Annotated in this window: 22 protein-coding genes and 1 tRNA gene; 9 read left to right on the top strand and 14 right to left on the bottom strand. The window is 74.6% G+C overall.

Annotated elements, in window-relative coordinates:
* Positions 1–2 precede the first annotated feature (2 nt).
* The 4 genes from ACRAKJ_RS00995 to ACRAKJ_RS00980 form a co-directional block, all read right to left on the bottom strand.
* On the bottom strand, positions 3–914 hold the full coding sequence (locus ACRAKJ_RS00995) for a glycosyltransferase (RefSeq protein WP_438923758.1): 912 nt from the start codon (positions 912–914) through the stop codon (positions 3–5).
* Positions 915–1,757: 843 nt separating this feature from the next.
* A tRNA-Ser gene (locus ACRAKJ_RS00990) sits at positions 1,758–1,842 on the bottom strand.
* Positions 1,843–1,937: 95 nt separating this feature from the next.
* Entirely contained in the window at positions 1,938–2,402 is a 465-nt protein-coding gene (locus ACRAKJ_RS00985) for a deaminase (RefSeq protein WP_438922417.1), read from the bottom strand.
* Positions 2,399–2,887 (bottom strand): tRNA adenosine deaminase-associated protein, encoded by a 489-nt coding sequence (locus tag ACRAKJ_RS00980; protein ID WP_438922418.1) that lies wholly within the window; start codon positions 2,885–2,887, stop codon positions 2,399–2,401. The genes ACRAKJ_RS00985 and ACRAKJ_RS00980 overlap by 4 nt, the downstream gene beginning before the upstream one ends.
* A gap of 89 nt (positions 2,888–2,976) precedes the next feature.
* Between ACRAKJ_RS00980 and ACRAKJ_RS00975 the strand changes: the two genes are divergently transcribed.
* From ACRAKJ_RS00975 to ACRAKJ_RS00955, 5 genes are all read left to right on the top strand, one after another.
* Positions 2,977–4,212 (top strand): amidohydrolase, encoded by a 1,236-nt coding sequence (locus tag ACRAKJ_RS00975; protein WP_438922419.1) that lies wholly within the window; start codon positions 2,977–2,979, stop codon positions 4,210–4,212.
* A 164-nt stretch (positions 4,213–4,376) separates the two neighbouring features.
* Positions 4,377–5,330, top strand: coding sequence for a prephenate dehydrogenase (locus ACRAKJ_RS00970; RefSeq protein ID WP_438922420.1), 954 nt, complete (start codon positions 4,377–4,379; stop codon positions 5,328–5,330).
* A 9-nt stretch (positions 5,331–5,339) separates the two neighbouring features.
* Positions 5,340–7,124 (top strand): hypothetical protein, encoded by a 1,785-nt coding sequence (locus ACRAKJ_RS00965; protein ID WP_438922421.1) that lies wholly within the window; start codon positions 5,340–5,342, stop codon positions 7,122–7,124.
* Positions 7,125–7,181: 57 nt separating this feature from the next.
* On the top strand, positions 7,182–8,963 hold the full coding sequence (locus ACRAKJ_RS00960; RefSeq protein WP_438922422.1) for a hypothetical protein: 1,782 nt from the start codon (positions 7,182–7,184) through the stop codon (positions 8,961–8,963).
* A gap of 13 nt (positions 8,964–8,976) precedes the next feature.
* Entirely contained in the window at positions 8,977–10,161 is a 1,185-nt protein-coding gene (locus ACRAKJ_RS00955; protein WP_438922423.1) for an acetyl-CoA C-acyltransferase, read from the top strand.
* A 371-nt stretch (positions 10,162–10,532) separates the two neighbouring features.
* Here the strand turns inward: ACRAKJ_RS00955 and ACRAKJ_RS00950 are convergent, their stop codons facing one another.
* From ACRAKJ_RS00950 to ACRAKJ_RS00935, 4 genes are all read right to left on the bottom strand, one after another.
* The gene (locus ACRAKJ_RS00950) at positions 10,533–11,090 is read right to left on the bottom strand and encodes a putative glycolipid-binding domain-containing protein (RefSeq protein ID WP_438922424.1); all 558 of its coding nucleotides are present in this window, start codon (positions 11,088–11,090) and stop codon (positions 10,533–10,535) included.
* A 62-nt stretch (positions 11,091–11,152) separates the two neighbouring features.
* Positions 11,153–11,326 (bottom strand): Rv0909 family putative TA system antitoxin, encoded by a 174-nt coding sequence (locus ACRAKJ_RS00945; protein ID WP_438922425.1) that lies wholly within the window; start codon positions 11,324–11,326, stop codon positions 11,153–11,155.
* Between the two features lie 112 nt (positions 11,327–11,438).
* Positions 11,439–12,674: a thioester domain-containing protein gene (locus ACRAKJ_RS00940; RefSeq protein WP_438922426.1), complete on the bottom strand. Its 1,236-nt coding sequence runs from the start codon at positions 12,672–12,674 to the stop codon at positions 11,439–11,441.
* 392 nt (positions 12,675–13,066) lie between these two features.
* Positions 13,067–14,281, bottom strand: a complete 1,215-nt coding sequence (locus ACRAKJ_RS00935) for a DNA (cytosine-5-)-methyltransferase (RefSeq protein ID WP_438922427.1) — start codon at positions 14,279–14,281, stop codon at positions 13,067–13,069.
* A gap of 84 nt (positions 14,282–14,365) precedes the next feature.
* Here ACRAKJ_RS00935 and ACRAKJ_RS00930 point away from each other — a divergent pair, with 84 nt between their 5' ends.
* Complete coding sequence (locus ACRAKJ_RS00930) at positions 14,366–15,151, top strand: hypothetical protein (protein WP_438922428.1); 786 nt, start codon at positions 14,366–14,368, stop codon at positions 15,149–15,151.
* Here the strand turns inward: ACRAKJ_RS00930 and ACRAKJ_RS00925 are convergent.
* Both ACRAKJ_RS00925 and ACRAKJ_RS00920 read right to left on the bottom strand, forming a co-directional pair.
* Positions 15,141–16,571 (bottom strand): hypothetical protein, encoded by a 1,431-nt coding sequence (locus ACRAKJ_RS00925; RefSeq protein ID WP_438922429.1) that lies wholly within the window; start codon positions 16,569–16,571, stop codon positions 15,141–15,143. The two genes, ACRAKJ_RS00930 and ACRAKJ_RS00925, sit on opposite strands and share 11 nt — an antisense overlap.
* Positions 16,572–16,721: 150 nt before the next feature.
* Entirely contained in the window at positions 16,722–16,934 is a 213-nt protein-coding gene (locus ACRAKJ_RS00920; protein ID WP_438922430.1) for a hypothetical protein, read from the bottom strand.
* A gap of 108 nt (positions 16,935–17,042) precedes the next feature.
* On the opposite strand from ACRAKJ_RS00920, the gene ACRAKJ_RS00915 reads away from it, so the two are divergent.
* Positions 17,043–17,906 (top strand): NAD-dependent epimerase/dehydratase family protein, encoded by an 864-nt coding sequence (locus ACRAKJ_RS00915; protein ID WP_438922431.1) that lies wholly within the window; start codon positions 17,043–17,045, stop codon positions 17,904–17,906.
* On the opposite strand, the gene ACRAKJ_RS00910 is transcribed toward ACRAKJ_RS00915, so the two are convergent.
* Positions 17,878–18,768 carry a ribonuclease Z gene (locus ACRAKJ_RS00910; protein WP_438922432.1) on the bottom strand — a complete coding sequence of 297 codons (891 nt, stop codon included), beginning with the start codon at positions 18,766–18,768 and terminating at the stop codon, positions 17,878–17,880. The two genes, ACRAKJ_RS00915 and ACRAKJ_RS00910, sit on opposite strands and share 29 nt — an antisense overlap.
* 17 nt (positions 18,769–18,785) lie before the next feature.
* Here ACRAKJ_RS00910 and ACRAKJ_RS00905 point away from each other — a divergent pair, with 17 nt between their 5' ends.
* Positions 18,786–19,604: a serine hydrolase gene (locus ACRAKJ_RS00905; RefSeq protein ID WP_438922433.1), complete on the top strand. Its 819-nt coding sequence runs from the start codon at positions 18,786–18,788 to the stop codon at positions 19,602–19,604.
* Positions 19,605–19,649: 45 nt separating this feature from the next.
* On the opposite strand, the gene ACRAKJ_RS00900 is transcribed toward ACRAKJ_RS00905, so the two are convergent.
* The 3 genes from ACRAKJ_RS00900 to ACRAKJ_RS00890 are packed head-to-tail and all read right to left on the bottom strand — an operon-like array spanning position 19,650 to position 20,465.
* Positions 19,650–20,033 (bottom strand): zinc-binding dehydrogenase, encoded by a 384-nt coding sequence (locus ACRAKJ_RS00900; RefSeq protein ID WP_438922434.1) that lies wholly within the window; start codon positions 20,031–20,033, stop codon positions 19,650–19,652.
* 45 nt (positions 20,034–20,078) lie between these two features.
* Positions 20,079–20,303, bottom strand: a complete 225-nt coding sequence (locus tag ACRAKJ_RS00895) for a helix-turn-helix domain-containing protein (RefSeq protein WP_438922435.1) — start codon at positions 20,301–20,303, stop codon at positions 20,079–20,081.
* Positions 20,304–20,465: a hypothetical protein gene (locus ACRAKJ_RS00890; RefSeq protein ID WP_438922436.1), complete on the bottom strand. Its 162-nt coding sequence runs from the start codon at positions 20,463–20,465 to the stop codon at positions 20,304–20,306.
* A gap of 95 nt (positions 20,466–20,560) precedes the next feature.
* On the opposite strand from ACRAKJ_RS00890, the gene ACRAKJ_RS00885 reads away from it, so the two are divergent.
* Positions 20,561–21,652 (top strand): hypothetical protein, encoded by a 1,092-nt coding sequence (locus ACRAKJ_RS00885; protein WP_438922437.1) that lies wholly within the window; start codon positions 20,561–20,563, stop codon positions 21,650–21,652.
* Positions 21,653–21,705 lie beyond the last annotated feature (53 nt).

Here is a 21,705-nt window from a genome sequence, read left to right as displayed (position 1 = left end):
GCTCAGGGAATCACCCGACCGGGGTGCAGCACGGCGCGCAGCTCCGCGAGCGAGCGCTCCAGCAGGCGGGCCTCGAACTCCTGCGGGGCGTGCCGCCCGGGGTCGTACTCCGCCATGAGCCCGTGGACCGAGTCGAACCACCCGCCCAGCCGCGCGGCGGTGTCGGCGGCGACCCGGTCCCGCCGGACCGCGTGGTCCACCAGCAGGTCGAACTCCTGCCGCACCAGGTCGGGCTTGGGCCGCTGCGGGTTGGTCCAGTCGTCGGCCAGGACGGGGCGCAGGCGCACCGCCTCCTCGTTCCAGTGCAGCAGCAGCGCCAGGTCGGAGGTGAAGCCGTCGGGCAGGGTGTCGGGCCACAGCTCGCGCACCGCGGCGCGCTGCCCGGACCACGGCGTGGAACCCACCTTGGGCAGCAGCTCGGGGAACAGGACCCCGGCGAGGGGGGCGAAGAACCCGCACAGCCACAGCTGCGGGTAGAGCGGGCGCCAGTACAGGTCGGAGACGGTGGCGTCGGCCACCCCGCTCAGGATCGGCGCGACGAGCAGCGGCACCAGCGGCGGGTCGCCGTAGTAGCGGACGTCGCCGTCCACCAGGCAGATCACGTCCCCCTCGGCCGCCGCGACCCCGGCGAGCACCGCCACGCCCTTGCCGAGCCCCGTCTCCACCACCGTCGCGCCGGCCGCCGCGGCGAGCTCGGCCGTGTCGTCCGCGCACCCGCTGGCGCTGACGACCACCTGCCCCGGCACGCCGAGCGCGGCCAGCCCCCGGAGGGACTCGGACACGACGTCGGCGATCGTCGCCGCCTCGTCGTGCGCGGGGACCACGACGCTCACGGACGCCGCTTCCCGCGCGCGCAGGGTGCGGCGCGCGACGAGTTCGAGGCCCAGGGCCGGGTCGATGGGCGGCAGGGTCATCGTGCCGCTCTCCGGAGGAGGGGGCGGGACGCCCGTTCACACAGCTCAACGAGGTACATCGGTCTCCCGTGAACGCGCCTGGCCGTCAGCGAACGCCACCACGGGCGCAACCGCGGTGCACGGCGCCCAAGCTAACCCCGGGGCACGTGGTGCCGGGTGGTGGGTGTCCGGCCGTAGTTGTGCGGTGCGCGCCGGTGGTGGGACGTGGTGGTGTTCCCCGGTGGTCCGTCGAACCGGCGGATCGGGATGAGGTGGGCGTGGCGACGGGCGGAACCGCGGGGACGGACGACCCCGTCGTGCCGGGGGTTCGGCAGGACGCGGGCGTGTCGGGGTTCGGGACGTGGCCGGTGCGGGTGGGTGTGGTGCCGTTGACGGCGGACTCGCCGGCTGGCGCGCGAAAGCTGCTGACTGATCCTGCACCGAGATCCGCGAACCACCAGCACCAGTCGCAGAACTCGTTCACGCAGCTCGACGAGGTACAGCGGTAGCCACACCATTGGGCATCCCTGAGGACGCCGCAGGTCCACACCTGGGCTGCCTGATCCCCGGTCAGCGTGATCCGAAACGCCACCGGCGACCACCTGCACCCGAGTCGTCACCCGATCGAATGATCCACCGGAGTGAACACGCGACGTGAAGTGAACTGATCAGCACGGGCAAGTGCCCCGCCCTTGCTTCGCCTCTCCATAGGGCTCTCGGGACGCTCTGCACGGCGCCCCACGGCCTCGGGCGCACCTCGCCCGTCCCATCCACGCGGCGATCCGCCGGATGACGGTGACGAGGGAGACGCCACCGAACGTCAGAGCCCCGGTTGCCGTGATCGGCAACCGGGGCTCTGAGCAGCGGTGGCGGTGGGATTTGAACCCACGGAGGCTTTCACCTCACACGCTTTCGAGGCGTGCTCCTTCGGCCGCTCGGACACGCCACCGCCGAGAACAATACAAGACCGCGGACCGTGCCCCAAACGGGGGGTCCGCAGCGCTCCTGCCTGCGGGAACGGGGCCGTGGCGGCGAGGGGCCGGCTCAGCGGTCGGCGAAGAACGACTCCATCAGGGCGGCGCACCTCGCCTCCAGGACGCCGCCGACGACCTCGGGGCGGTGGTTGAGCCTGCGGTCGCGCACGACGTCCCACAGGGAGCCCGCCGCGCCCGTGCGCGGCTCCCAGGCGCCGAACACGACGCGCGACACGCGGGCCAGGACCAGGGCGCCCGCGCACATCGTGCACGGCTCCACGGTCACCGCGAGGGTGCAGCCGAGCAGGCGCCAGCCGTCGCCGAGGACGGCGGCGGCGGCGCGCAGGGCCAGCACCTCGGCGTGGGCGGTCGGGTCGCCCAGCGCCTCGCGGGCGTTGCAGGCACGCGCCAGTTCGCGACCGTCCGGGCCGTACACGACGGCGCCGATGGGGATGTCGCCCGTCGCGGGCGCCTCGGCGGCGACCGCCAGGGCGGCCTCCACGGCGGCCTCGTCGAACGGGGTGTGCGCGGTCACGCCTGGATGGTGTCCAGGAGCTTGGTGAACTCGTCGCCGAAGCCGCAGCGCTGCGCGATCATCTGCAGCTGCTCGTCCGGGTACAGGTCGACCTCGTCCACGATCACCTGGAGCTCGTGCTGGGGCATCCCGACGTCGGCGAGCACCGCGAGGTCGCCCTCCGGCCACAGCTCCTCGTCCTCCTCGTCCGGGGGGTCGACCCGGAGGAGGTCGAGGACGTCCGCCGCGATGTCGTAGTCCAGGGCGGCGGCCGCGTCCGACAGCAGCAGCGAGACGCCGCCCGGGACGGGGCGCAGGACGATGAAGAACTCGTCGTCCACGGCCAGCAGCCCGAACACGGCACCTGTCGAGCGCAGTTGGCGCAGTTCCGTGATCGCCGCGTCGAGCTCCGACAGCGCCGAGCTGTCCATCCTGCTGCACCGCCAACGGCCGTCCTCCCGGACAACCGCGACAGCGAAGCCGTTGACCGGCTCCTGGTGTGCCATGTGCACACCGTAGGGCCAGGCGCACGCACCCGGTAGCACGGGGGCCTCGGCCGCGGGCGGCCGGGTGCGCGCGGTGCCACCATCGTGGGATGAGCACAACTCCACCCATCGCCAGGACGACCTCTTCCGATCCCCGGTTCACCGGGTTGGTGGAGGCCGCGCGCTCGTTGCAGCCCAGGACGGTGGCGTTGCGGCGGCAGGTGCACCGGCACCCCGAGCAGGGCCTGGCCCTGCCCGCGACCCAGTCCGCGGTGCGGCACGCGCTGGCCGGCCTGCCGCTGGAGGTCACCACGGGCCGGTCGTGCAGCTCGGTCACGGCGGTGCTGCGCGGCGACCGGCCCGGCCCGACGGTGCTGCTGCGCGGCGACATGGACGCACTGCCCCTGCGGGAGGAGACGGGCCTGCCGTACGCCTCCGAGGTCGACGGTGCCATGCACGCCTGCGGGCACGACACCCACGTGGCGATGCTGGCCTCCGCCGCGCGGCTGCTGTCCGCGCGGCGCGACGCGCTGGCCGGGCAGGTGGTGTTCATGTTCCAGCCCGGTGAGGAGGGCCACCACGGCGCGCGGCACATGCTGGACGAGGGCGTGCTGGACGCCGCGGGCACGCGGGTGGAGAAGGCGTTCGCCCTGCACATCAGCTCGACGTTGCAGTCCGGCGTCGTCGTCTCCCGCCCCGGCCCGACGATGGCCTCGGCGGACACCTTCCACGTCACCGTGACCGGGCGGGGCGGGCACGGCGGCATGCCGCACGACGCGATCGACCCCGTGCCGGCCGCCGCCGCGCTGGTCGGCGCGCTCCAGGCGCTCGTGGCGCGGCGGATCAGCGTGCACCAGCCGGCCGTGGTCACGGTCGCCCGGGTCGTCGCGGGGACGACCACGAACATCATCCCGGAGACCGCCCTGGTGGAGGGCACGATCCGGACGCTGTCGGAGGACACGAGGGCGTTCGTGGGCCGCGAGCTGCCCGAGGTGGCCCGGCACGTGGCGGCCGCGCACGGCTGCACGGCCGAGGTGACCGTCGTGCCCGGCTACCCGGTCACGGTCAACGACGCCGAGGTGGGCCCGCACGTCCTGGACGTCACGACGGCGGCGCTCGGCGCGCGCTGGGCCGCGCCCATGGAGGACCCGCTGATGGGCGCGGAGGACTTCTCCTACGTCCTCCAGGAGGTGCCGGGGGCCATCTCGTTCCTGGGCGCCTGCCCGCGCGGGGTCGCGCTGGAGCACGCGGAGGCCAACCACTCCAGCCGCGTGCTGTTCGACGAGGCGGCGATGGAGCACGGGGTGGTCGTGTACTCGGCGTTCGCCCTCGACGCGCTCCGGTAGGGGGAGCGCGGGCAGGCGGGGCGCGGGCAGGCGGGGCGTGGTGTCCATGCCACGACCGTGCCGGAGGTCCGCGGGTGGCGCCACGGCCGGTACGCCACCTGTGGACAACTCCCGCGGGCCGTCGGCGGAGGGGTCGCGGGCCGATCGCCGGCAGGATGTGCGCCGTGCGAAACGTGTGCGTGGTCGGGCTGGGCTTGATCGGTGGTTCGGTGCTGCGCGCGGCGGCCGCCGCCGGGCGCGTGACCTGGGGCGCGACCGCCTCGGCCGACGACGCCGAGGCCGCGCGGGCGGACGGGTTCGACGTGCTGGGGCTCGCCGGCGCCCTCGACCGCGCACGCGAGCACGACGCGCTCGTCGTCGTCGCCGTTCCGCTGCCGGCTGTGGAGAACGTGCTGCGGGCGCTCCCGGAGGGGGTCCGGCTCACCGACGTGGTCAGCGTCAAGGGACCGGTCGCCGACCTCGTCGCCCGGGTCGCGCCGCACGCCCGGTACGTCGGCGGGCACCCGATGGCGGGCACCAGCGCGTCCGGCTGGGCGGCGGGCGACGCGGGGCTGTTCCGGGGCGCCGCGTGGGTGGTCGCCGCCGAGGACGGCGCGGACCCGGACGTGGTCGCCGACGTCACCGGGCTGGCCCTGGCCACCGGGGCGCACGTGGTGCCGACGTCGGCGGCCGAGCACGACGCCGCCGTGGCCCGGATCTCGCACCTGCCGCACGTGCTCGCCGCCGTGCTGGCCAGCGTCGGCGCGGACGGCGGACCGCTGGCCCTCTCCCTGGCGGCGGGTTCGTTCGGCGACGGCACGCGGGTCGCGGGCAGCCGGCCCGAGCTGGTCCGGGCGATGTGCGAGGGCAACCGGGGGGCGCTGCTGGTGGCCGTCGACGACGCCCTGGGCAGGCTCGGCGCGGCGCGCGGCAGCCTGGCCTCCACCGGCGGCCTGGCCAAGACCATCGAGGCCGGTCACACCGCGCGCCGGGTCCTCGACGACCGGCCGGAGCCGACCGGCGCGACGACCGTCGACCTGACCTCGCCCGGCGCCCTGGCGGCCCTGCGCGACCTGGGCGCGCGCGGCGGGCGGGTCGTCGGGTTGGACGGCACGACCGCGCACGCGCGCACCCCGTAGGAGCGGGCGGTGGGGCGCGGCAGGCTGATCGCCGTCGTCGGCGGCCTGGCCCTCGTGGTCGGGGCGGTCGCGGTGCTGCGCGCCGAGTCCGCTCCCCCGCCGCCGCCCGCCTTCGACCGCGTGCTGGACGACCGCGTCGAGCACCTCCCGGACGACCTGCCGCTCCGGACGCCCACCGACCTGGTGCTCACCGCGGTGGACGCGACGAGCCTGCGGGTGGCCTGGACGCCGGGCGACCGGCTGGGGCGCGGCGGGTTCGCGGTCTCCTGGAACGGCCTGGAGCGCCTGGTCCAGGGCACCGAGACGGAGCTGGTCGGGCTCGACGCGGATGCCGAGGTGGCCGTCGAGGTGCGCGCCCTGGACAGGATGGGCAACCGCTCCGGGCCCGCGACCGCGCGGGCGGTGCCGGGGTCGGCGCACGACGAGACCGCGCACGAGCCCCTGGTCGCGCCGGTCGACGTGTTCGACGGCCCGGCGGCGCTGGACCCGCGCCGCTGGCGGGTGTTCGACGGCGGGGTCGACTGCCTGAGCCTGGGTCCGCTCAACGGCCCGAGGCTGGAGGTCACCTGCGCCGAGCTGGACCTCCAGTCCAACGTGCCGGTGCGGCTCGGCGCCCCGGCCGGGGACGGCGCGGTGGGCCGGGTCGTGCTCACCTCGGACGGCCCGGTGGGTGAGCCGGGCGAGGCCGGCGAGCTGCTGGTGGCGCTGCTGCCCGCGCCGTTCCAGGACCTCGGGCACCTCGCCGAGCCCTACCCGCCCGGCTCGGTGGTCCTGCGCGTCACACCGCTCGGGGCGGCGTTCGCGGTGGGCGCGGGCGTGCCGGCGACGCAGCGGGTGGTGCCGGTCGGGACCGCGCCGAAGGCCCCCACGCCGGGTGTCCGGCACCGCTGGGAGCTGCGCGTGCTGCCCGACGCCGTGGTGGCGCTGCGCGACGGCGAGGTGGTGGCCGCAGCTTCGGTGGCGGTGCCGTGGACGGTGGTCGCGCCCCGGCTGGCGTTCCGGCACGCGCGGCACACGCGCGTCGACTCGTTCGGCGTCGGCGTCGGCGGTGTCGGTGGCGGTGTCGGTGGTGGCGTGCCGGGTAGCCCGTCCCCCGCCTCCGTGGTGCAGCTCGGGCCGGCCGCGCCGGAGGGCGACGCGGTGTCCCCGGGCAACGTCGCCACGCAGCGGCTGGAGCGCGCCTCGTCGGTGCGCGTGGTGGCCGAGGTGGTCGCCGGGCGGGACGGGCCGGTCACCGTGGAGCTGGGGTCGCGGAGCGCGACCGCCTCGTCCGCGCCGGGGGTGGGCGGGGACGGGGCCACGCTCGTCTACGCCGACTTCCCGCTGCCCTGGCCCGAGCGGAACCCGCGGGTGCGGCTGCGCGCGCCGGGCGGCATCACGGTCTCCTCCGCGCACCTCGTCGTCGCCGACGACCCGGACGCGGACCGACCGCTGCCCCGGCTCGTCGACCGCGGCGCGCCCCCGGCGGAGGTGCCGAGGCCGTCGCTGTCGGTCGTGCACGAGTCCGGCCCGCCCGACCGGGTCCCGTCCGGCGGCGCGGTGCGGGTGGTGGTCGACCTGGTCGAACCGCGGGGCCGCGAGGTCGCCGCCGTGCGGGGCCTGGAGCTGGACCTCGACGGCGAACGGGTCGTCGCGCTGCCCACGAACGGGTCGGCGGGCGGGCGGCACGAGTTCACCGTCGACCTCGCCGACGTGCCCAGCGGCGGGCACGCGGTGGCGGTGCGCGTGCTCCCGGTGGACGAGGGGCGCGGCGTGCGGTCGGCGGAGCGGTCGTTCGAGATCCGGCCCCTGTAGGTCTCGGCTCCGCAACGACCTGGTGACCCCGATCACCGGGCCGCCTAGCTTGGCGCCATGGACCGTCGCCGGATCGCGCTCGTCGCCGCGGGTGTGGTGCTGTTCGCCGGGGTGGTCGCGGTGCTGCGGACCACCGACGACGGGGGGTCGCCCGGGGCGACGGCCACGTCCGCGCCGCCCCCGACCTCGCTCGCGCCGTTCGCCGCGGACGGCGTGCTGGTGCCCGACCCCGGCGACCCGCCCGCCACGCCCACCGCGCTGACCGTGTCGTCCGGGCCGCGGCGGTTGCAGCTGAGGTGGAGCGGCGACGCGCCCGGCTACGAGGTGCGGTGGGGTGACGGGCGGGCGAAGTTCGTCACCGACCTCGTGACGCAGCTCGACGGGCTGACCGACGGGGAGGAGTACCGGGTCGAGGTGTTCGCGGTGGACGCGCACGGCCGGCGCTCGGCGCCCGCGCGGTCCTCCGGCACGCCGCGCGGCACGGTCGACGACCACGAGCTGGTGGACCGGTTCGACCAGCCGGACGCGCCCGACCCGACGCGGTGGCGGCTGGCGTCGCGCGGCAACTGCGCGCGGGCCACGCCCGGCCGGGGCGACGACGGGCAGCGGCTGGTGGTGAGCAGCAACTGCGCCGCGTCGCCCGCCACGCTGCGGTCGCGGACCCCGTTCCGGCTCGACGACGGCTCCGGGCGGCTGGTCGTGGAGACCGACGCGCCCGGCCCCGACGGCGAGCTGCTGCTCGACCTCGTGCCCGGCCCGGTGTCGCTGGTCAGCGGGGACGTCCTGCCGCCGGGCGCGGTGCGGCTGCGGGTGGCGACCGGCAACGGCTCGACGTCCGTGCGGGTGCTCACCGCCGACGGCGCGGCGACGACCGCGGTCCGCGAGGTGCCCGCCCTGGAGGCCGGGATCAGCCACCGGTGGGAGCTCGGGCTGGGGCGCGGCGGCACGCGGGTCGTGCTGGACGGCGTCGAGGTCGCGACCAGCCCGGCCGTGCCGACCTGGACCGAGGCGACGGCGCTGGTGTCCGTGTCCGGGCCGACCGGGCAGCGGGCGGCGTTCAGCCTGGTCGCGTTCGACGCGGCCCCGGCGTCCCCGCCGCCGCTGGTGCCGGGACCGCGGGTGGAGGTCGTGGTCGCGGCCGAGGCGCCCACGACCTGGTCGCAGGCCGCGCTGCCCGGTGTGACGGGCGGTCAGCTGCGGATGGCGGTGCTGCACTCCGACGAGTCGCCGCAGGCGCCGCGGCTCACCCTGTCGGTGGCGGGCGTGGCGGTACCGCTGCGCCCCGCCGTGGAGGGCGCGCCGTGGCGGCCGGGCGTGGCCTACGCGGTCGTCGCCGACCTGCCGGCGGAGGCGTTGAGGGGGACCGGCGGCGAGCTGTACGCGACCCTGGTGACCGCGACGCGGATGCAGGTGTCGCACGTCGACCTGGAGCTGACCGGCACCGCGACCGGCGCGCCGCCGACCACCGGGTCGCTGCCCCTGGCCAGGCTGGAGCTCAAGCCGGCCCGCGTCACCGGCACCGTGCTCGACGCGAGCGGCACGGTCGTGCCCGAGGGCGCGGCGGTGCGGCGCGGGCGGCTGGTGCTCGACCTGCTGCTGTCGGGCCGGCCCGGTGAGCCGCTGGCCGGCCTGGCCGGGTTCAGCGTGCGCGTCGACGACGAGCGGGTGGCCGTGGTGCCCACCGCCGCCGACGGACCCGGGATCGCCGGGGAGTACCGGTTCGCGCTGAACACGAGCAGGTTGTCGCTCGGGCCGCACATGATCGAGGTGCGGCTGTTCGGCACCGCCACCGGGACCAACCCCACCTCGGCGTTCATCCCCTTCTTCCTCGGCCAGTGAGAGTATTGGGTGCATGCCGCGCCCACTGCTGCTCGACGCCGCCCGCACCCCGTTCGGCCGTTACCGCGGCGGGTTGTCCGGCGTCCGGGTGGACGACCTCGCCGCGCTGCCGATCGTCGAGCTGCTGCGGCGGCACCCGGCCGTGGACCCGGCGCGGATCGACGACGTGCTGCTGGGCAACACCAACGGGGCCGGCGAGGAGAACCGGAACGTCGGGCGGATGGCCGCGCTGCTGGCCGGGCTGCCGACGTCCGTGCCGGGGGTGACCGTCAACCGGCTGTGCGCCTCCGGCGGCGAGGCGATCGTGCAGGCCGCGCGGGCGCTGGCGCTCGGTGACGCGTCGCTGCTGGTGGCGGGCGGCGTGGAGGGGATGACGCGGGCCCCGTTCGTGGTGCCGCGACCGGACCGGCCGTTCCCCGACCGGCTCGAACCCGTGTCGACGGTGCTGGGCTGGCGGCTGGTGAACCCGCGGATGAGGGCCGAGTGGACCGTGCCGCTGGGGCGGGCGGCCGAGGACGTCGCCGCGGGGCTCGGCATCACGCGCGAGCAGATGGACGCCTTCGCGCTGCGGTCGCACCGGCGGGCCTCGGCGGCGTGGGACGCGGGGGTGCACGACGGGTTCGTGTTCCCGGTGCGGCTGCCCGACGACCCGCCCGTGCGGCGCGACGAGTCCGTGCGGCCGGAGACCACGGCGGACCGGCTGGCGAAGCTGAAGCCCGCGTTCTCCGAGGACGGGCCGGTGACGGCGGGCAACTCGTCGCCGCTCGGCGACGGCGCGGCGGCCGTGCTCATGGGCACCGAGGACGTGGCGGCGGAGCTGGGCGTCGAGCCGCTGGGCGAGTTCCTGGGTTCGGCGGTGACCGCGGACGACCCCCGGCACTTCACCGTGGCCCCGGTCGCGGCGGTCCGCAAGCTGCTGGGGCGGCTGCGGGTCGCGGCGGCCGAGGTCGATTTGTGGGAGGTCAACGAGGCGTTCGCGGCGATGGCGCTGTCCGTGCTGCACCACCTGCCCGAGGTGGACCCGGAGAAGGTGAACGTGCACGGCGGGGCGATCGCGTACGGCCACCCGCTGGGCGCCTCCCTGCCGCGGGTCGTGGTCGACCTGTGCCGCCACCTGCGGGCGCGCGGCGGTGGTCTCGGCGTGGCGGCGGCGTGCGTGGGGGTGGGTCAGGGCATGGCGATCGCGGTGCGCGTGTAGATCACCTGGTCGAGGGACGGCGTCGGCGGCGGCGGGTTGGTAGGTTCTTCCTCAGCCGAGGCCGCTAGGCCGAGGAAGTGAGCCCTGGTAGGCCCGTCGGACGGCGGGAGCCAGGGCTTCGCGCTGTGACGACCGCGCGAACGGCTCCCACCACCCACGACGCGGACTCGCCGCGCGCACCCGTGCCCTCGCGAAGAGGGCCGACGTCGACGAGCCCGCCCGTGGAGTCGTCGACACGAGCAGGTGGTCGGCGCGGCGGGACTCGTCCACGAAGACGTGTGTGCTCACCCGACCATCGTTGCGCCACCCGCGCACGCGCAAGCGATTGCGCACCCGATGTGGTGATCAGGACCGGGGAACGGGACCGCTGGTCAGATCCGGTACGAGATGCGCGGGTAGTCGACGACCAGGCCCGCCCGGTCGACCGTGATGTCCTGCTGGAACTCGCCGTGCGTGAAGGACACCACCGAGCGGTCCTCGCCGATCGACACCGTGCGGTAGGTCTGGCGCACCAGCTGGACCGACAGGTCGGGCAGCGTCACGTAGACCACCGGGACCTCGTGCTCGCCCTCCTCCGCCTGGAGGTTGAGGCGGCGGATCGGGATCGCGTTGAACAGGACCGCGAACTGCACGTCCACGTCCACCGCGCCCTCGAAGTCGGCCTGCTCGGCGCCCTGGCCGTGGTCGACCAGCCAGCCGCCCTCGGACGAGCGGCTGATCGAGACGTGCCGCTCCTCGGACACCGTCGCGGTGCGCAGCAGGACCCGCTTCACGGCGCCGGTCTCGCCGACCGACACCTCGTACGAGCCGCTGAACTGCTCGGCCGGACCGGCGGTGACCAGGCGGCCCGAGGCGCGGAGCTTGCACTCCGAGAGGAGCAGGCGCACCTGCTCCAGCCTGGGCACGTCGTAGCCCTGCCAGGTCGTCATGTGTGCGGCAGGAGAACGGGTCTCACCGGTCGTGGCGGCCCGCTCAGCCGTGTTGGACGAGTTCACGCTCCACCCGGAAGGATGTCCTTGGCCTTCTCGGCCACCGATTTGACCTGGTCCTCGTGGCCGAACCTGCCGGCGATGAACCCGGCGGCCTGGTCGATGCCCGCGTCCACCGCCCCGTGGTTCTGCTCCAGCAGCTCGGACGCCTTGTTCTTGATCTCGTCGAAGTTCATGGTGCTCCTTCGCACTCCAGTCGCAGGCTACCCGAACCGCCCCCGCGGCCCCAGCGGCAAACGGCACGGCCCCCTCGGTGAGCACCGAGGGGGCCGTTCCGGGAGGTGCTCGTCAGGCGGTGCGCTTGCGGCGCACGACCAGCAGGGCGGCCGCACCGGCGCCCAGCAGGCCGATGCCGATCAGCAGCGGCACGAAGATCGACGCGCCGGTGTTGGCCAGGTCGTCGTCGCTGCCGCCGCCGGACGCCACGGCCGTGGTCGTGGTGGTCGGCGCGGTGGTGGTCGTGGTCTCGGTGGTCGTGGTGGTGGTCGGCGCGGCGGTCGTGGTGGTCACGACGACGCCCTCGACCCACTTGGCCTTCGCCTCGGTCTCGACCTGGACCTCGGTCGGCTTGGCGACCACGACGGACTGGGTCTTGAGGTTCGGGTCGACCGACACGAACAGGCGACCGTGCTGGAGCTGGGCGTTCGCCTTGACGGAGACCTTGGCCTCACCGGGCTCGACGCCCTGGTCGACCTTGACGAAGAACTCGACGACCTTCGTCTCGGCCTGCGCCGTGAAACCGCCGTCGGCGGGCTTCAGCGGGGTGCCGTCCTTGTCGGTGAGCGTGACGCCCTGCGGGAGGTCGGCCTCCAGCACGACGGACTCGGCGGTGGTGGCGATGCTGAACGGGCCGATCAGCTCGCCCGCCTTGCCGGCCAGCTCCTCCGGCGTGATCTCCAGGGTCGGCGTGGGCTGCTGCTCGATGCCCGAGTTCTTCGCGCCGATCAGGTACTCGTAGACCGCGCGGACGTCCTCGTCGACCTCGGCGTCGCCGTGCTTGGTCGCGGCCTCGCCGGGCTTCAGCTCGGCGCCGTCGCTGAGGTTCCAGATCGCGGCCTGGGTGCCGGCGATGGCCTCGCGCTCGTCGATGTCGCGGCCGGTGGCCTCGGACAGCACCGAGGTCTCGCGCAGCGGGTAGCTGTTGTGCAGGACCCAGTTGATCTTCGACGCGTTCTGCTCGAACTTCGTCTCGGGGTTCGGGTGCTGGTCCCACGGCACCTCGTGCAGCGGCGTGCCGTCCTGGAGCGTGGTCGGCAGCTCGACGCAGTACGCCTTGACGACGGTCTTCTCACCGTTCTCGATGACGTAGAGCGGGATGAGGTTCGCGTCGAACCACTCGCGCTCCTCGTCCTTGAGGCCCAGCTCGATGCCCTCTTCGTGGTACTTGCCGAAGTCCGGGTCGTCGCGCTCGACCGGGACGATCTTCACCGGGTCCGCGACGGCGGGGAGCGCGGCGGTCAACATGACCAGCGAGGCGCCGAGGACCGCGGCCCCGAGGCGCTTGGGAGTCAACCGGGATGCCATGTGTCTCCTTGAGGCTCGCGAGGGTAGCCCGTTGGTGTGGTTCAAGGCGGCGGCTGCCGAACCGGTGGAACGCCTCCGCACGGGGTTCCGACACCGGATCGACAGAATCGCCGGAACACTATCCGATCGGGCGTCACTCGTTCAGGCAAGGGTTTAGCCCTGTCGGACAAGGCTCCCACCAGCGCGAACAGTACCGGCACTTCCACTGTGGATGATCCACGGGTTCGACACCGCGTCGAGAACCGCTGCGGAAGTCCGTTTCGGGACAAGGCGAAACGCCCTGGAGCACCCCTGTGGACAACTCGGTTTCCGCAGTTCAGCGGATGCGTCCACAGAAGACGCGGGATTCCCCGGATTCCCGTTTCGACGCCACACCGTTGCCGAACGGTGATCTAGGCGACCAGGGCGGCGGCCGGCGCGACCGGCCGGATGTCCCCCACGCGCAAGGACGTCCCGGGCAGGCACAGGTCCTTCGCCGCCGGCGGCTCGCCGGTCAGCATCCACCGCACCAGGGCGGCGAGCTGGAACGAGATCAGCGGCGGCACGGCGTCGCCCAGGTGCCGGTAGGCGTTGCCGATGACCGACACGTCGAACCGGAACTTGCGCGGGAACCCCTGGAGCAGGGCCATCTCCCGCACGGTGCACAGCCGGTGCTGCTCGGGGTGGGCGTACCGCCCGTTGCCGACGTGCCCGCACTCGCGCTTGATCGTGCGCGCGGGCTCGTCCCACCACATGCGCCCGTACACGTCGGGGTGCGACCCCCACTTGCCCTCTTCGATGATCTTGCGCTGCGCCGGGTTCAGCAGCAGCTCGGCGGCCGAGCCGACGAGGTCGCCCCACGACCCGCCGTCCGCCGGGATGGCCCGCATCCGGTCCAGCGACCGGTCCCGGCGGAACGACGGCGACACGTGCACCTCGTCCTCCGGGTGCGCCTCGCCCGCCTCGACGAACGGCAGCTTGCCGATCGCCCGCCGCACGGTCACCGCGCCCGGCTTGACCTCGAACCCGGCCCACAGGTCCTCCAGCGTGCGCAGCGCCACGCCCTTGTCGACCGCGACGACCATGGCGCGCTCGCGCAGCTGGGGCAGCCCGAACCGGGACAGCATGTGGGTGGACGCGTCGACCTCGTAGCCCAGCTCCAGCAGCTGCTCGGCCAGCCCGTCGAGGTGGTGGCGCTGCTTGCCCTTCACCAGCTCGCGGGCGTTCTCCAGCAGCAGCACGCGCGGCCGGAACTCGGCCACGTACGCCGCGACCCGGCCGACGAGCGAGTTGCGCGGGTCGTCGCGCAGGTGGTTGTTCGGCGAGATGCGGGTGAACCCGGAGCACGGCGGGCAGGCCACGAGCACGTCCAGCTCGCCGCGGGCCAGGCCCCAGACCTGCCGCAGCACGGACGGGTCGAGCCGGCCGAGGTCCACCTGGAGCGGGTCGACGCCGATGTTGTCCCGGTAGATCCCGTTGCAGCGCAACGACCCGAGCCGGGACGACGGCTTGCCGATCTGCGCGTCCGCCGCGCCGACGATGGTGAAGTCGCGGTGCGCCTGGAAGCCCAGGCTCATGCCACCGGCACCGGAGAACAGGTCGACGACCTTGAAGCGGGGTCCGCGCACCAGGTGATCGTACGGTGACGGGGTGGTTCACCCGCGAGTGATCCCGGCGGTACCAGGTTCGCGAAATCGCGTAGCTTGCGCGGCATGGAGCTCCCACCTGCCTGGCAACGGCCGGACCCGTTGCGCGGTCTGGAAGACGTGCCGTGGTCCGTCCTGTCCCACGGCACGGGTGTCGACGAGCTGCTGCGCAACGCCGCGGACGGTGAGCGGGCCGTGCGCGAGGCGGCGTGCAGGGAACTGGTCGAGCGGCTGCTCGTCGAGGACACGGTGTCCGAGGCGAGCGCCTGGGCCGTGCCGTTCCTGGTCGAGATGGGTGCGAGCTACCGGGTGCCCGCGACGAGCCGCGATCGGGTGATCTTCTTGCTGGCGGCGCTGGCCCTGGCGAGCGCCGGGTTCACCGACGACGGCAAGCGCACCCGCCGCCGCTGGAACGCCTCGGGCCGCGAGCTGCCCCGGCTGCCGCCGGACTGGATCACGCAGACGCGCTACGAGGTGGCCAAGGGCGCGCCCAAGGTGTTCGAGACGCTGGGGGGCGCGGAGGTGGCGTGCTCGATGGCGCTGGCCATCGCGGTGCCGGAGGTCGTGCCCGCGCACGTGGTGGAGGTGGCGGAGGCCATCGCGTCCGACGACCGCTCACCGCGGCTGCTCGCGCAGGCGGCCCGGGTGGCGCGGCACGTGGTGAGCGGGGAACCCGTGACGCCGCTGCTGCTGCGCACGACCGCGCAGGGCCACATGGAGCTGCTGCGCGCCTACCGGACCAAGAGCTACCCGCCCAACCAGCCGTTCGAGGTGACCCTCCAGCTCATGGGGTACCGGTACGCCTTCCTGGCCGCGTACGGCGACCAGGAAGGCGTCACGACTACGCCGTGACGGCGTCGAGCTCCACCACGGGGGCGGCCGGCTGCTCGTCGTCGACCGGCACGGCCGGCTCCAGCGGGCCGAGCGCCGTGCCCCACTCCTGGTCGGCGAGCGCGAACGCGGCCACCGTCAGCGCCACCACCGGGCGGCCCGGCGGCAGCTGCTCGGCCGCGAAGTCCAGCTCCAGCCGCGCGCCCAGCGGCGACGGGCGCAGCCGCAGCACGCCGTGCGGCGCCTCGTCGGGGTGCGCGAACCGGCACGACCACTCGGTGAACACGATCGGGCGTTCCACGACCTCGTCCTGGTCGACCGCGCGCACGTTCGCGCCGACCGTCCCGTGCCGGTAGCCGTCGGCCGCGCCGACCAGCAGCTCCTCGAACTCGATGGACGACACGCCCAGGTCGTGCCCGGCGACCAGGGCGACCTGCACGAGCGACAGCGGCAGCTGCGGCAGCGCGTCCTCGAAGCACACCATCGCCCCGCCGTAGCGGGTGTTGATCTCGGTCGGCAGGAAGCCGTCGGCGGTGGCGATGCCGTCCAGGGTGAACGTGCCGCGGTAGTCGACGGTCTCGCGCAGCCGCTCGCCGACGCGGCGGGCCAGGTTGCGCATCTCCTCGCGGATGCGGGTGGGCGGGTCGTAGTACGACGCGCAGCCCGCGTAGAGGAACCGGGCCTGGCCGGCGCGGCGCGGCACGACCATCTCGATCGGCCGCAGCACCGCCGTGCCGTCGGGGAACACGATGCCGTGCACGCTGACCGGGATGCCCTCCAGGAACGGCATCACGCGGACGAAGTGGCACTTGGGGGCGAACTTCTCGAACGCCTCCAGCGCCTCGGCGCGGTCGCGGACGCGGCGCACGAAGTTCGCGCCGCCGTTGATCGCCGGGCCGTCGCCGGACCACACGACGCCCGCGCCGCGGTCCAGCTCCAGCGTGGCCGCCCACAGGGCCTCGAAGTCGAGGTCGAGCACGACGGCGGGCGCGCGGGGCGCGGACAGCTCGTCCCACAGCGCGTCGATCGTCGTCTTGTTCTCCAGTTCCACCCATTCGGGGCGGCGGGCGTTGAGCACGGGCCGGCCCGCGAACTCCGGGGTGTGCACGTACGGGGTGCTGATCACCAGCGCCTCGCCGCGCGGGTCGAAGTCGGAGAGGACCTCGCGGACCATCCGGTTGGGCGAGGTCAGCAGCCGGGTGAGCCGGTTCTGCTCGACCGCGACGAAGCCGCCCGCGATGCCGAGCGGCACCCAGCGCGCCACCTCGGAGTCGTGCAGGGGGGCGTGGTCGTCCGTCGACAGCACGAGCGTGTGACGAGCGCCGAGCTGGTGCAGCTCGCTCGCGCGTCTGCTCAGCCGGCTGCCGCCCGCGAGCACGACCAAGCGGTCGCCGAACAGGGTGCCGAGGCGCTCGTGGAGCGCGGAAAGGACGTGATCCATCGCCGAGAACTCGCTTTATGAGAAGCAGACGAGACGACCGGCGAGCGCCGGGTGCCACGCACTGTAGAGGCACCCGGCGGGAACGGCCCAGCACGGTCCGGCAACGACCGGATGAAAGCTTCCGATGGGTTCAGGCGGTGGCGCGCGAGATCATCGAGCGGCGTCGCGGAGCACCTGGTCGACCCGGCCCAGGAAGGCGCGGGCGCCCGGCGGCGCGGGGAACGGGAGGGTCAGGCCGACCAGCGTGTCGTCCAGCGACGACGGGGCCGCGGCGACGATCAGCGCGGCGGTCTCGAGGAAGTGCTGCCGCTTCGCCTCGCGCACGGCGTACTCCGCGAGCACGACCTCGATGCTCGTGTGCATGGCTGGGTACGGGTAACTCACATGGGGAGTATCGGCCCCACCGGTCCACACCTTTAGGGTCAATTTCCACCTGACCCGTGACCGTCGACGGAGCAGCCCCGTGCTGGGATGACACCCGTGCGGGTGCTGGTCACAGGATCTTCGGGGTATGTCGGACGGGTGGTCGCGGCGGAGCTGCGGACCGCCGGCCACGACTGCGTGCCGTTCGCGGGCGACGTGCGGACGGGGTCCGCGGCCGGGGTGGACGCCGTCGTGCACCTCGCCGGGCTGGCCCGCGTGCGCGAGTCGTTCGACGACCCGTCGCGGTACTTCGACGTGAACGTCGGCGGGACGGTGGCCCTGCTGCGCTCCGCCTCGCCGGGGACGCGGTTCGTGCTGGCGTCCACGGCCGCGGTGTACGGCGGGGGCGGGGGCGGCGTGCTGACCGAGGACTCCCCGCGCGCGCCCGCGAACCCGTACTCGGCGTCGAAGGCCGCCGCGGAGGACGCGGTGACGTGGACCGCGCGGTCCGGCCGGGTGTCCGCGGTGGTGCTGCGGCTGTTCAACGTCGCGGGCGGCGGCGACCGCGACGACACCCGCCTGGTCACCAGGGCGTGCGGGGCGGCGTCCGGGCGGCTGCCGGCGCTGGAGGTCTACGGCGACGGGACGGCGGTGCGCGACTTCGTGCACGTGCGGGACGTGGCGCGGGCGTTCGCGGTGGCCGTCGACAGCCCCGGCGAGGGCTGCGCGGTGCTCAACGTGGGCGCGACGCCCGCGAGCGTGGCCGACGTGCTGGCCGCCGCGGAGCGGGTGACCGGCCGCCCGGTGCCGGTCGTGCGGCGGCCCGCCAACCCCGGCGAGGTGCGCGAGCTGCGCGCGGGCACCTCGGCGCTGCGGGCGCTCGGGTGGCGGCCGGCGCACTCGGACCTGGACGACCTGGTGCGCGACCAGTGGGCGGCGGAGGTCAGCCGGCGCGGCGCTTCGGCACCCTGATCCGGTCCAGGTCGGCGGCCACGTGGATGGTGCCGCCGAACACCTCGGCCGCCTCGTCGTGGAACGCCCTCGGGTCGTGGTAGCGCTGGGAGAAGTGCGTGAGGACGAGGGTGCGGACGCCGGACTCGGCGGCGACCCGGGCGGCCTGCCGGGCGGTCAGGTGGCCGTGCTCGGTGGCCAAGTGCTCGTCGGCGTGCAGGAACGTCGACTCGATGACCAGCATGTCCGCGCCGTCGGCCAGCTCGAACGCGCCGTCGCACAGCCTGGTGTCCATGACGAACGCGAACCGCTGGCCCCGGCGGGGCACGCTCACCTCGTCCAGCAGCGGCGGCTTCAGCGCGCGGACCGCCGGGCCGCTGATGCCGCGCGCCGCCAGCAGTTCGGGCACCATCGTGCGGCCGTCGTCCTCGACCAGGCGGTAGCCGTAGGCGGGCAGCGAGTGGTCGAGCCGGCGGGCTTCGAGCGTGCCGAACGGTCCGGCGGCGATCACCCCCGGACCGGTGACGGGGTGCTCGCGGACGTCGACGGTGTCGTGGAACGACGTGGCGTGCCGCAGCCGGGCGAAGAACTCGGCGCCCTCGGCCGGGTAGTGGGCGTGCACGGGGTGCCGCGCGCCGTCCAGCGACAGGCGCTGCACGACGCCCGGCACGCCCAGGCAGTGGTCGCCGTGCAGGTGTGTGACGAACAACCTGGTCACGTCGCTCGCCGCGACACCCGCGCGCAGCATCTGCCGCTGGGTGCCCTCGCCGGGGTCGAACAGGAAGCCCTCGGCGCCCCACCGCAGCAGGTAGCCGTTGTGGTTGCGGGTGCGGGTGGGCACCTGGCTCGCGGTGCCGAGCACGACCAGCTCTCGTGGTGACACGTGGCAGAGTCTGCGGCATGGAGAGCTTGCGGGCTGTGTCGTCGTGGCCGGTGGAGACCGCGGCGGTGGCCGTGGTGCGCGCGGACGGGGAGGTGCTGGGCGAGCACGGCCCGGTGGACCACCGCTTCCCCCTGGCGTCGGTGACGAAGCTGCTGACCTCGTACGCGGTGCTGGTCGCGGTCGAGGAGGGCGCGGTGGAGTGGGACCAGCAGGCCGGGCCCGCGACCGTGCGCCACCTGATCACGCACACCTCGGGGCTGGCGTTCGACTCGGACGACGTGCAGGCCGCGCCGGGGACGAAGCGGATCTACTCCAACACCGGGTTCCGGGTGCTGGCCGACTTCGTGGAGGGGGCCACCTCGATCCCGTTCGCCACCTACCTGCACGAGGCCGTGTTCGCGCCGCTGGGCATGGCGTCGACGAGCCTCGACGGCCACGCGGGCGCGGGCGGCACGTCGACGGTGTCCGACCTGGTCCGGTTCGCGGCCGAGGTGCAGTCGCCGAAGCTGGTGTCGGCCGAGCTGGTGGCCGAGGCGACGGCGGTGGTGTTCCCGGGGCTGCGCGGCGTGCTGCCCGGGTTCGGGGTGCAGGCGGAGAACGACTGGGGCCTCGGGTTCGAGATCAGGGCGGGCAAGTCGCCGCACTGGACGGGGTCGCTCAGCTCGCCGCGCACGGTCGGCCACTTCGGGCAGAGCGGCACGTTCGCGTGGATCGACCCGGACGCGGGCGCGGCGTGCGTGGCGCTGACCGACCGGAAGTTCGGCGAGTGGGCGGTGGGCGCGTGGCCCGCGTTCACCGACGGGGTGCTGGCGGAGCTGGGGCGGGGGCACGGCTGACGCACGGCGTCCGCCGGGTGGTTGCGCTGAGCTTCCGCACCGGCGTCACCGGGTCGGTGGTGGGCGGCAACTTCGTCCGCAACGCCGGTGACGACGGCCCGGCCACGTGGGCGACCTCGTCGCCGACCCGGTGCGCGAGGGCAGCGCGATCCAGCTCGGCTCGCCGGTGACGACCCGGGGGCTGTGCCCGCGCACGGCACAGCCCCCGGACCACGGCGTGACGACCGCCCGGCCGCGCACGCGGCCCCGCCGCACGTCCTCGACGGCGCGTGCGACCTCGGTGAGCGGGTGGGTCCGGTCGAGCACGGGCGTGACCCTGCCGGCTTCGACGAGCCCGCGCAGCGCGACCAGGTCGTCGAGGCGGTCCCGGTGCACCAGGGGCCTCGCCCGGAGGCCGAGGAGCGGCCCCTCCGGCTCGGCGATCTGCACGGCGTACGTGCCGACGCAGCCCCGTCGCGTCGGTGATCAGCGCCCTCACCCGTCCTCCTCCGGGTACTGGAACACGTCGCCGAGCGGCACCCCGAAAACGCGGGCGATCAGGAAGGCCGTCTCCAGGGACGGCGAGTACCTGCCCTGCTCGATGGCGATGACCGTCTGGCGCGTGACGTCGACCCGCCTGGCCAGCTCGGCCTGGGTCATCTCCCCGTGCGCGAACCGCAGCGCCCGGATCGAGTTGGTGATCCTGGTCGGCTTGCCCACTCAGAACCCCCGCCGGTGGGCCACGAGCTCCGCCGGGGCGCCCACCACCGCCCGGGTCGCGAAGACGGCGCAGATCGCGTGGGCGATCCGGGAGTGCGGCGCCTCCGCCGGCGCCGGCGGGAGCACCGTGCCGAACCGGGTGCCTTTGTCCTCGTACGACATCGACCCCTCCCCGCGTCAGCTGTTCTCGACACGGCCAGTGTCAGGCGCGGCGGACACCATGTCAAAAATGTTTGACATGGCCTAGGCTTCGCGGGATGAGCGTGGTGACCATCCGCCGGTTCCGCTGGACGACCCGCCCCGGCCCCGACGGCTACCCCGTCGTCGACGAGGTCGAGGCGGTCGGGCCGCACGCGCGGCTGCCGGTCAACATCGCCGAACTGGTCTACGTCAACGCGATGGCGCCCGCCGCGCCCGCCCGGGTCAGGTACGACACCCGCGTCAACGAGCTGCGCCTGCTCCAGAACCACCTCGGCACCGACCCCACCCGGCGGCTCACCCTGCGGCAGGACGACTTCCGCGCCGGCTCGATGCACATCCGGCGGTTCGTGAGCGAGACGTTCGGGCTGGGCATGCTCACCGCGGCGGTCCAGTCCGCCTACGAGTGGACCGCGGGCGCGGACGCCCTGAGCGGCTTCGACGCGCTGCCCATGACGCTCGCCGCGTCGTCGCGGAAGAACGGCGTGCGCCCCGACCTGCTGTTCCGCGCGCCGGGCGTGCTGCTCGCCGGGGAGGCGCGCGGCCGGTCGAGCAACCCGCCGCGGTCGACCAGGCTCCAGCGGGAGCGGTTGAACCGGCTCCTGCCGTGGGCGCACCTGCACGACCACCCGCTCGTCATGACGTGGGCGTACCTGACCGGCGGCGGCGTCACCGCGGACTTCTTCGTGCCGCGCGACCAGGTCGACTGGCTGTCCGGCCCGATCGGGCACGGGGACGCGGACGCGCTGCCGGCCATCGCGCACCCCGTCGCGGCGGTGCGGGAGGAGGTCGACGTGACCGGGCGGCCGAGCCCGGACCGGACGTCGCCGGTCAGCCTGTTCGAGGTCGGCGGCGCGACCCTGCGCGGCATCGAGGAGCAGCTCTTCGAGTCCGCCCCGGTCGACGGCGCCGTCGTGGCGAGCCGCCCCGCGCGGGGCCGCTGGGTGCAGCTCGACCCGGTGGACCCGTCACGCGGCTCGCTGCTGCTCGCCCTGCTCGACGAACCGCTCACCCCGGCCGAGTCCACCGCCGCCGCGCGCCGGTGGCGCGAGCGGGACGGCAACGGCCTCGCGGTGACGGCGCACCACCGGGTCGTGGTCGCCGTGACCGAGGACCGCCGGGGCCAGCCGTGGGACCTGGTCGCGGACTAGGCCGTGCCCGGCGGGAACCGCGGCGGGCGTTCCCGCCGCGGCCCCCGGGTGGC

This window comes from Saccharothrix sp. DSM 118769 (assembly GCF_052936295.1).
This window is presented reverse-complemented; position numbering and strand designations above follow the sequence as displayed.

Bases quoted from the DNA above. Each gene is read 5' to 3' on its own strand.
- ACRAKJ_RS00920 (WP_438922430.1), bottom strand. From the start codon at position 16,934: ATGCACACGAGCATCGAGGTCGTGCTCGCGGAGTACGCCGTGCGCGAG.
- ACRAKJ_RS00980 (WP_438922418.1), bottom strand. From the start codon at position 2,887: ATGGCACACCAGGAGCCGGTCAACGGCTTCGCTGTCGCGGTTGTCCGG.
- ACRAKJ_RS00885 (WP_438922437.1), top strand. From the start codon at position 20,561: ATGAGCGTGGTGACCATCCGCCGGTTCCGCTGGACGACCCGCCCCGGC.
- ACRAKJ_RS00950 (WP_438922424.1), bottom strand. From the start codon at position 11,090: ATGACGACCTGGCAGGGCTACGACGTGCCCAGGCTGGAGCAGGTGCGC.
- ACRAKJ_RS00995 (WP_438923758.1), bottom strand. From the start codon at position 914: ATGACCCTGCCGCCCATCGACCCGGCCCTGGGCCTCGAACTCGTCGCG.
- ACRAKJ_RS00940 (WP_438922426.1), bottom strand. From the start codon at position 12,674: ATGGCATCCCGGTTGACTCCCAAGCGCCTCGGGGCCGCGGTCCTCGGC.
- ACRAKJ_RS00960 (WP_438922422.1), top strand. From the start codon at position 7,182: ATGGACCGTCGCCGGATCGCGCTCGTCGCCGCGGGTGTGGTGCTGTTC.
- ACRAKJ_RS00955 (WP_438922423.1), top strand. From the start codon at position 8,977: ATGCCGCGCCCACTGCTGCTCGACGCCGCCCGCACCCCGTTCGGCCGT.
- ACRAKJ_RS00930 (WP_438922428.1), top strand. From the start codon at position 14,366: ATGGAGCTCCCACCTGCCTGGCAACGGCCGGACCCGTTGCGCGGTCTG.
- ACRAKJ_RS00975 (WP_438922419.1), top strand. From the start codon at position 2,977: ATGAGCACAACTCCACCCATCGCCAGGACGACCTCTTCCGATCCCCGG.
- ACRAKJ_RS00945 (WP_438922425.1), bottom strand. From the start codon at position 11,326: ATGAACTTCGACGAGATCAAGAACAAGGCGTCCGAGCTGCTGGAGCAG.
- ACRAKJ_RS00915 (WP_438922431.1), top strand. From the start codon at position 17,043: ATGACACCCGTGCGGGTGCTGGTCACAGGATCTTCGGGGTATGTCGGA.
- ACRAKJ_RS00905 (WP_438922433.1), top strand. From the start codon at position 18,786: ATGGAGAGCTTGCGGGCTGTGTCGTCGTGGCCGGTGGAGACCGCGGCG.
- ACRAKJ_RS00890 (WP_438922436.1), bottom strand. From the start codon at position 20,465: ATGTCGTACGAGGACAAAGGCACCCGGTTCGGCACGGTGCTCCCGCCG.
- ACRAKJ_RS00925 (WP_438922429.1), bottom strand. From the start codon at position 16,571: ATGGATCACGTCCTTTCCGCGCTCCACGAGCGCCTCGGCACCCTGTTC.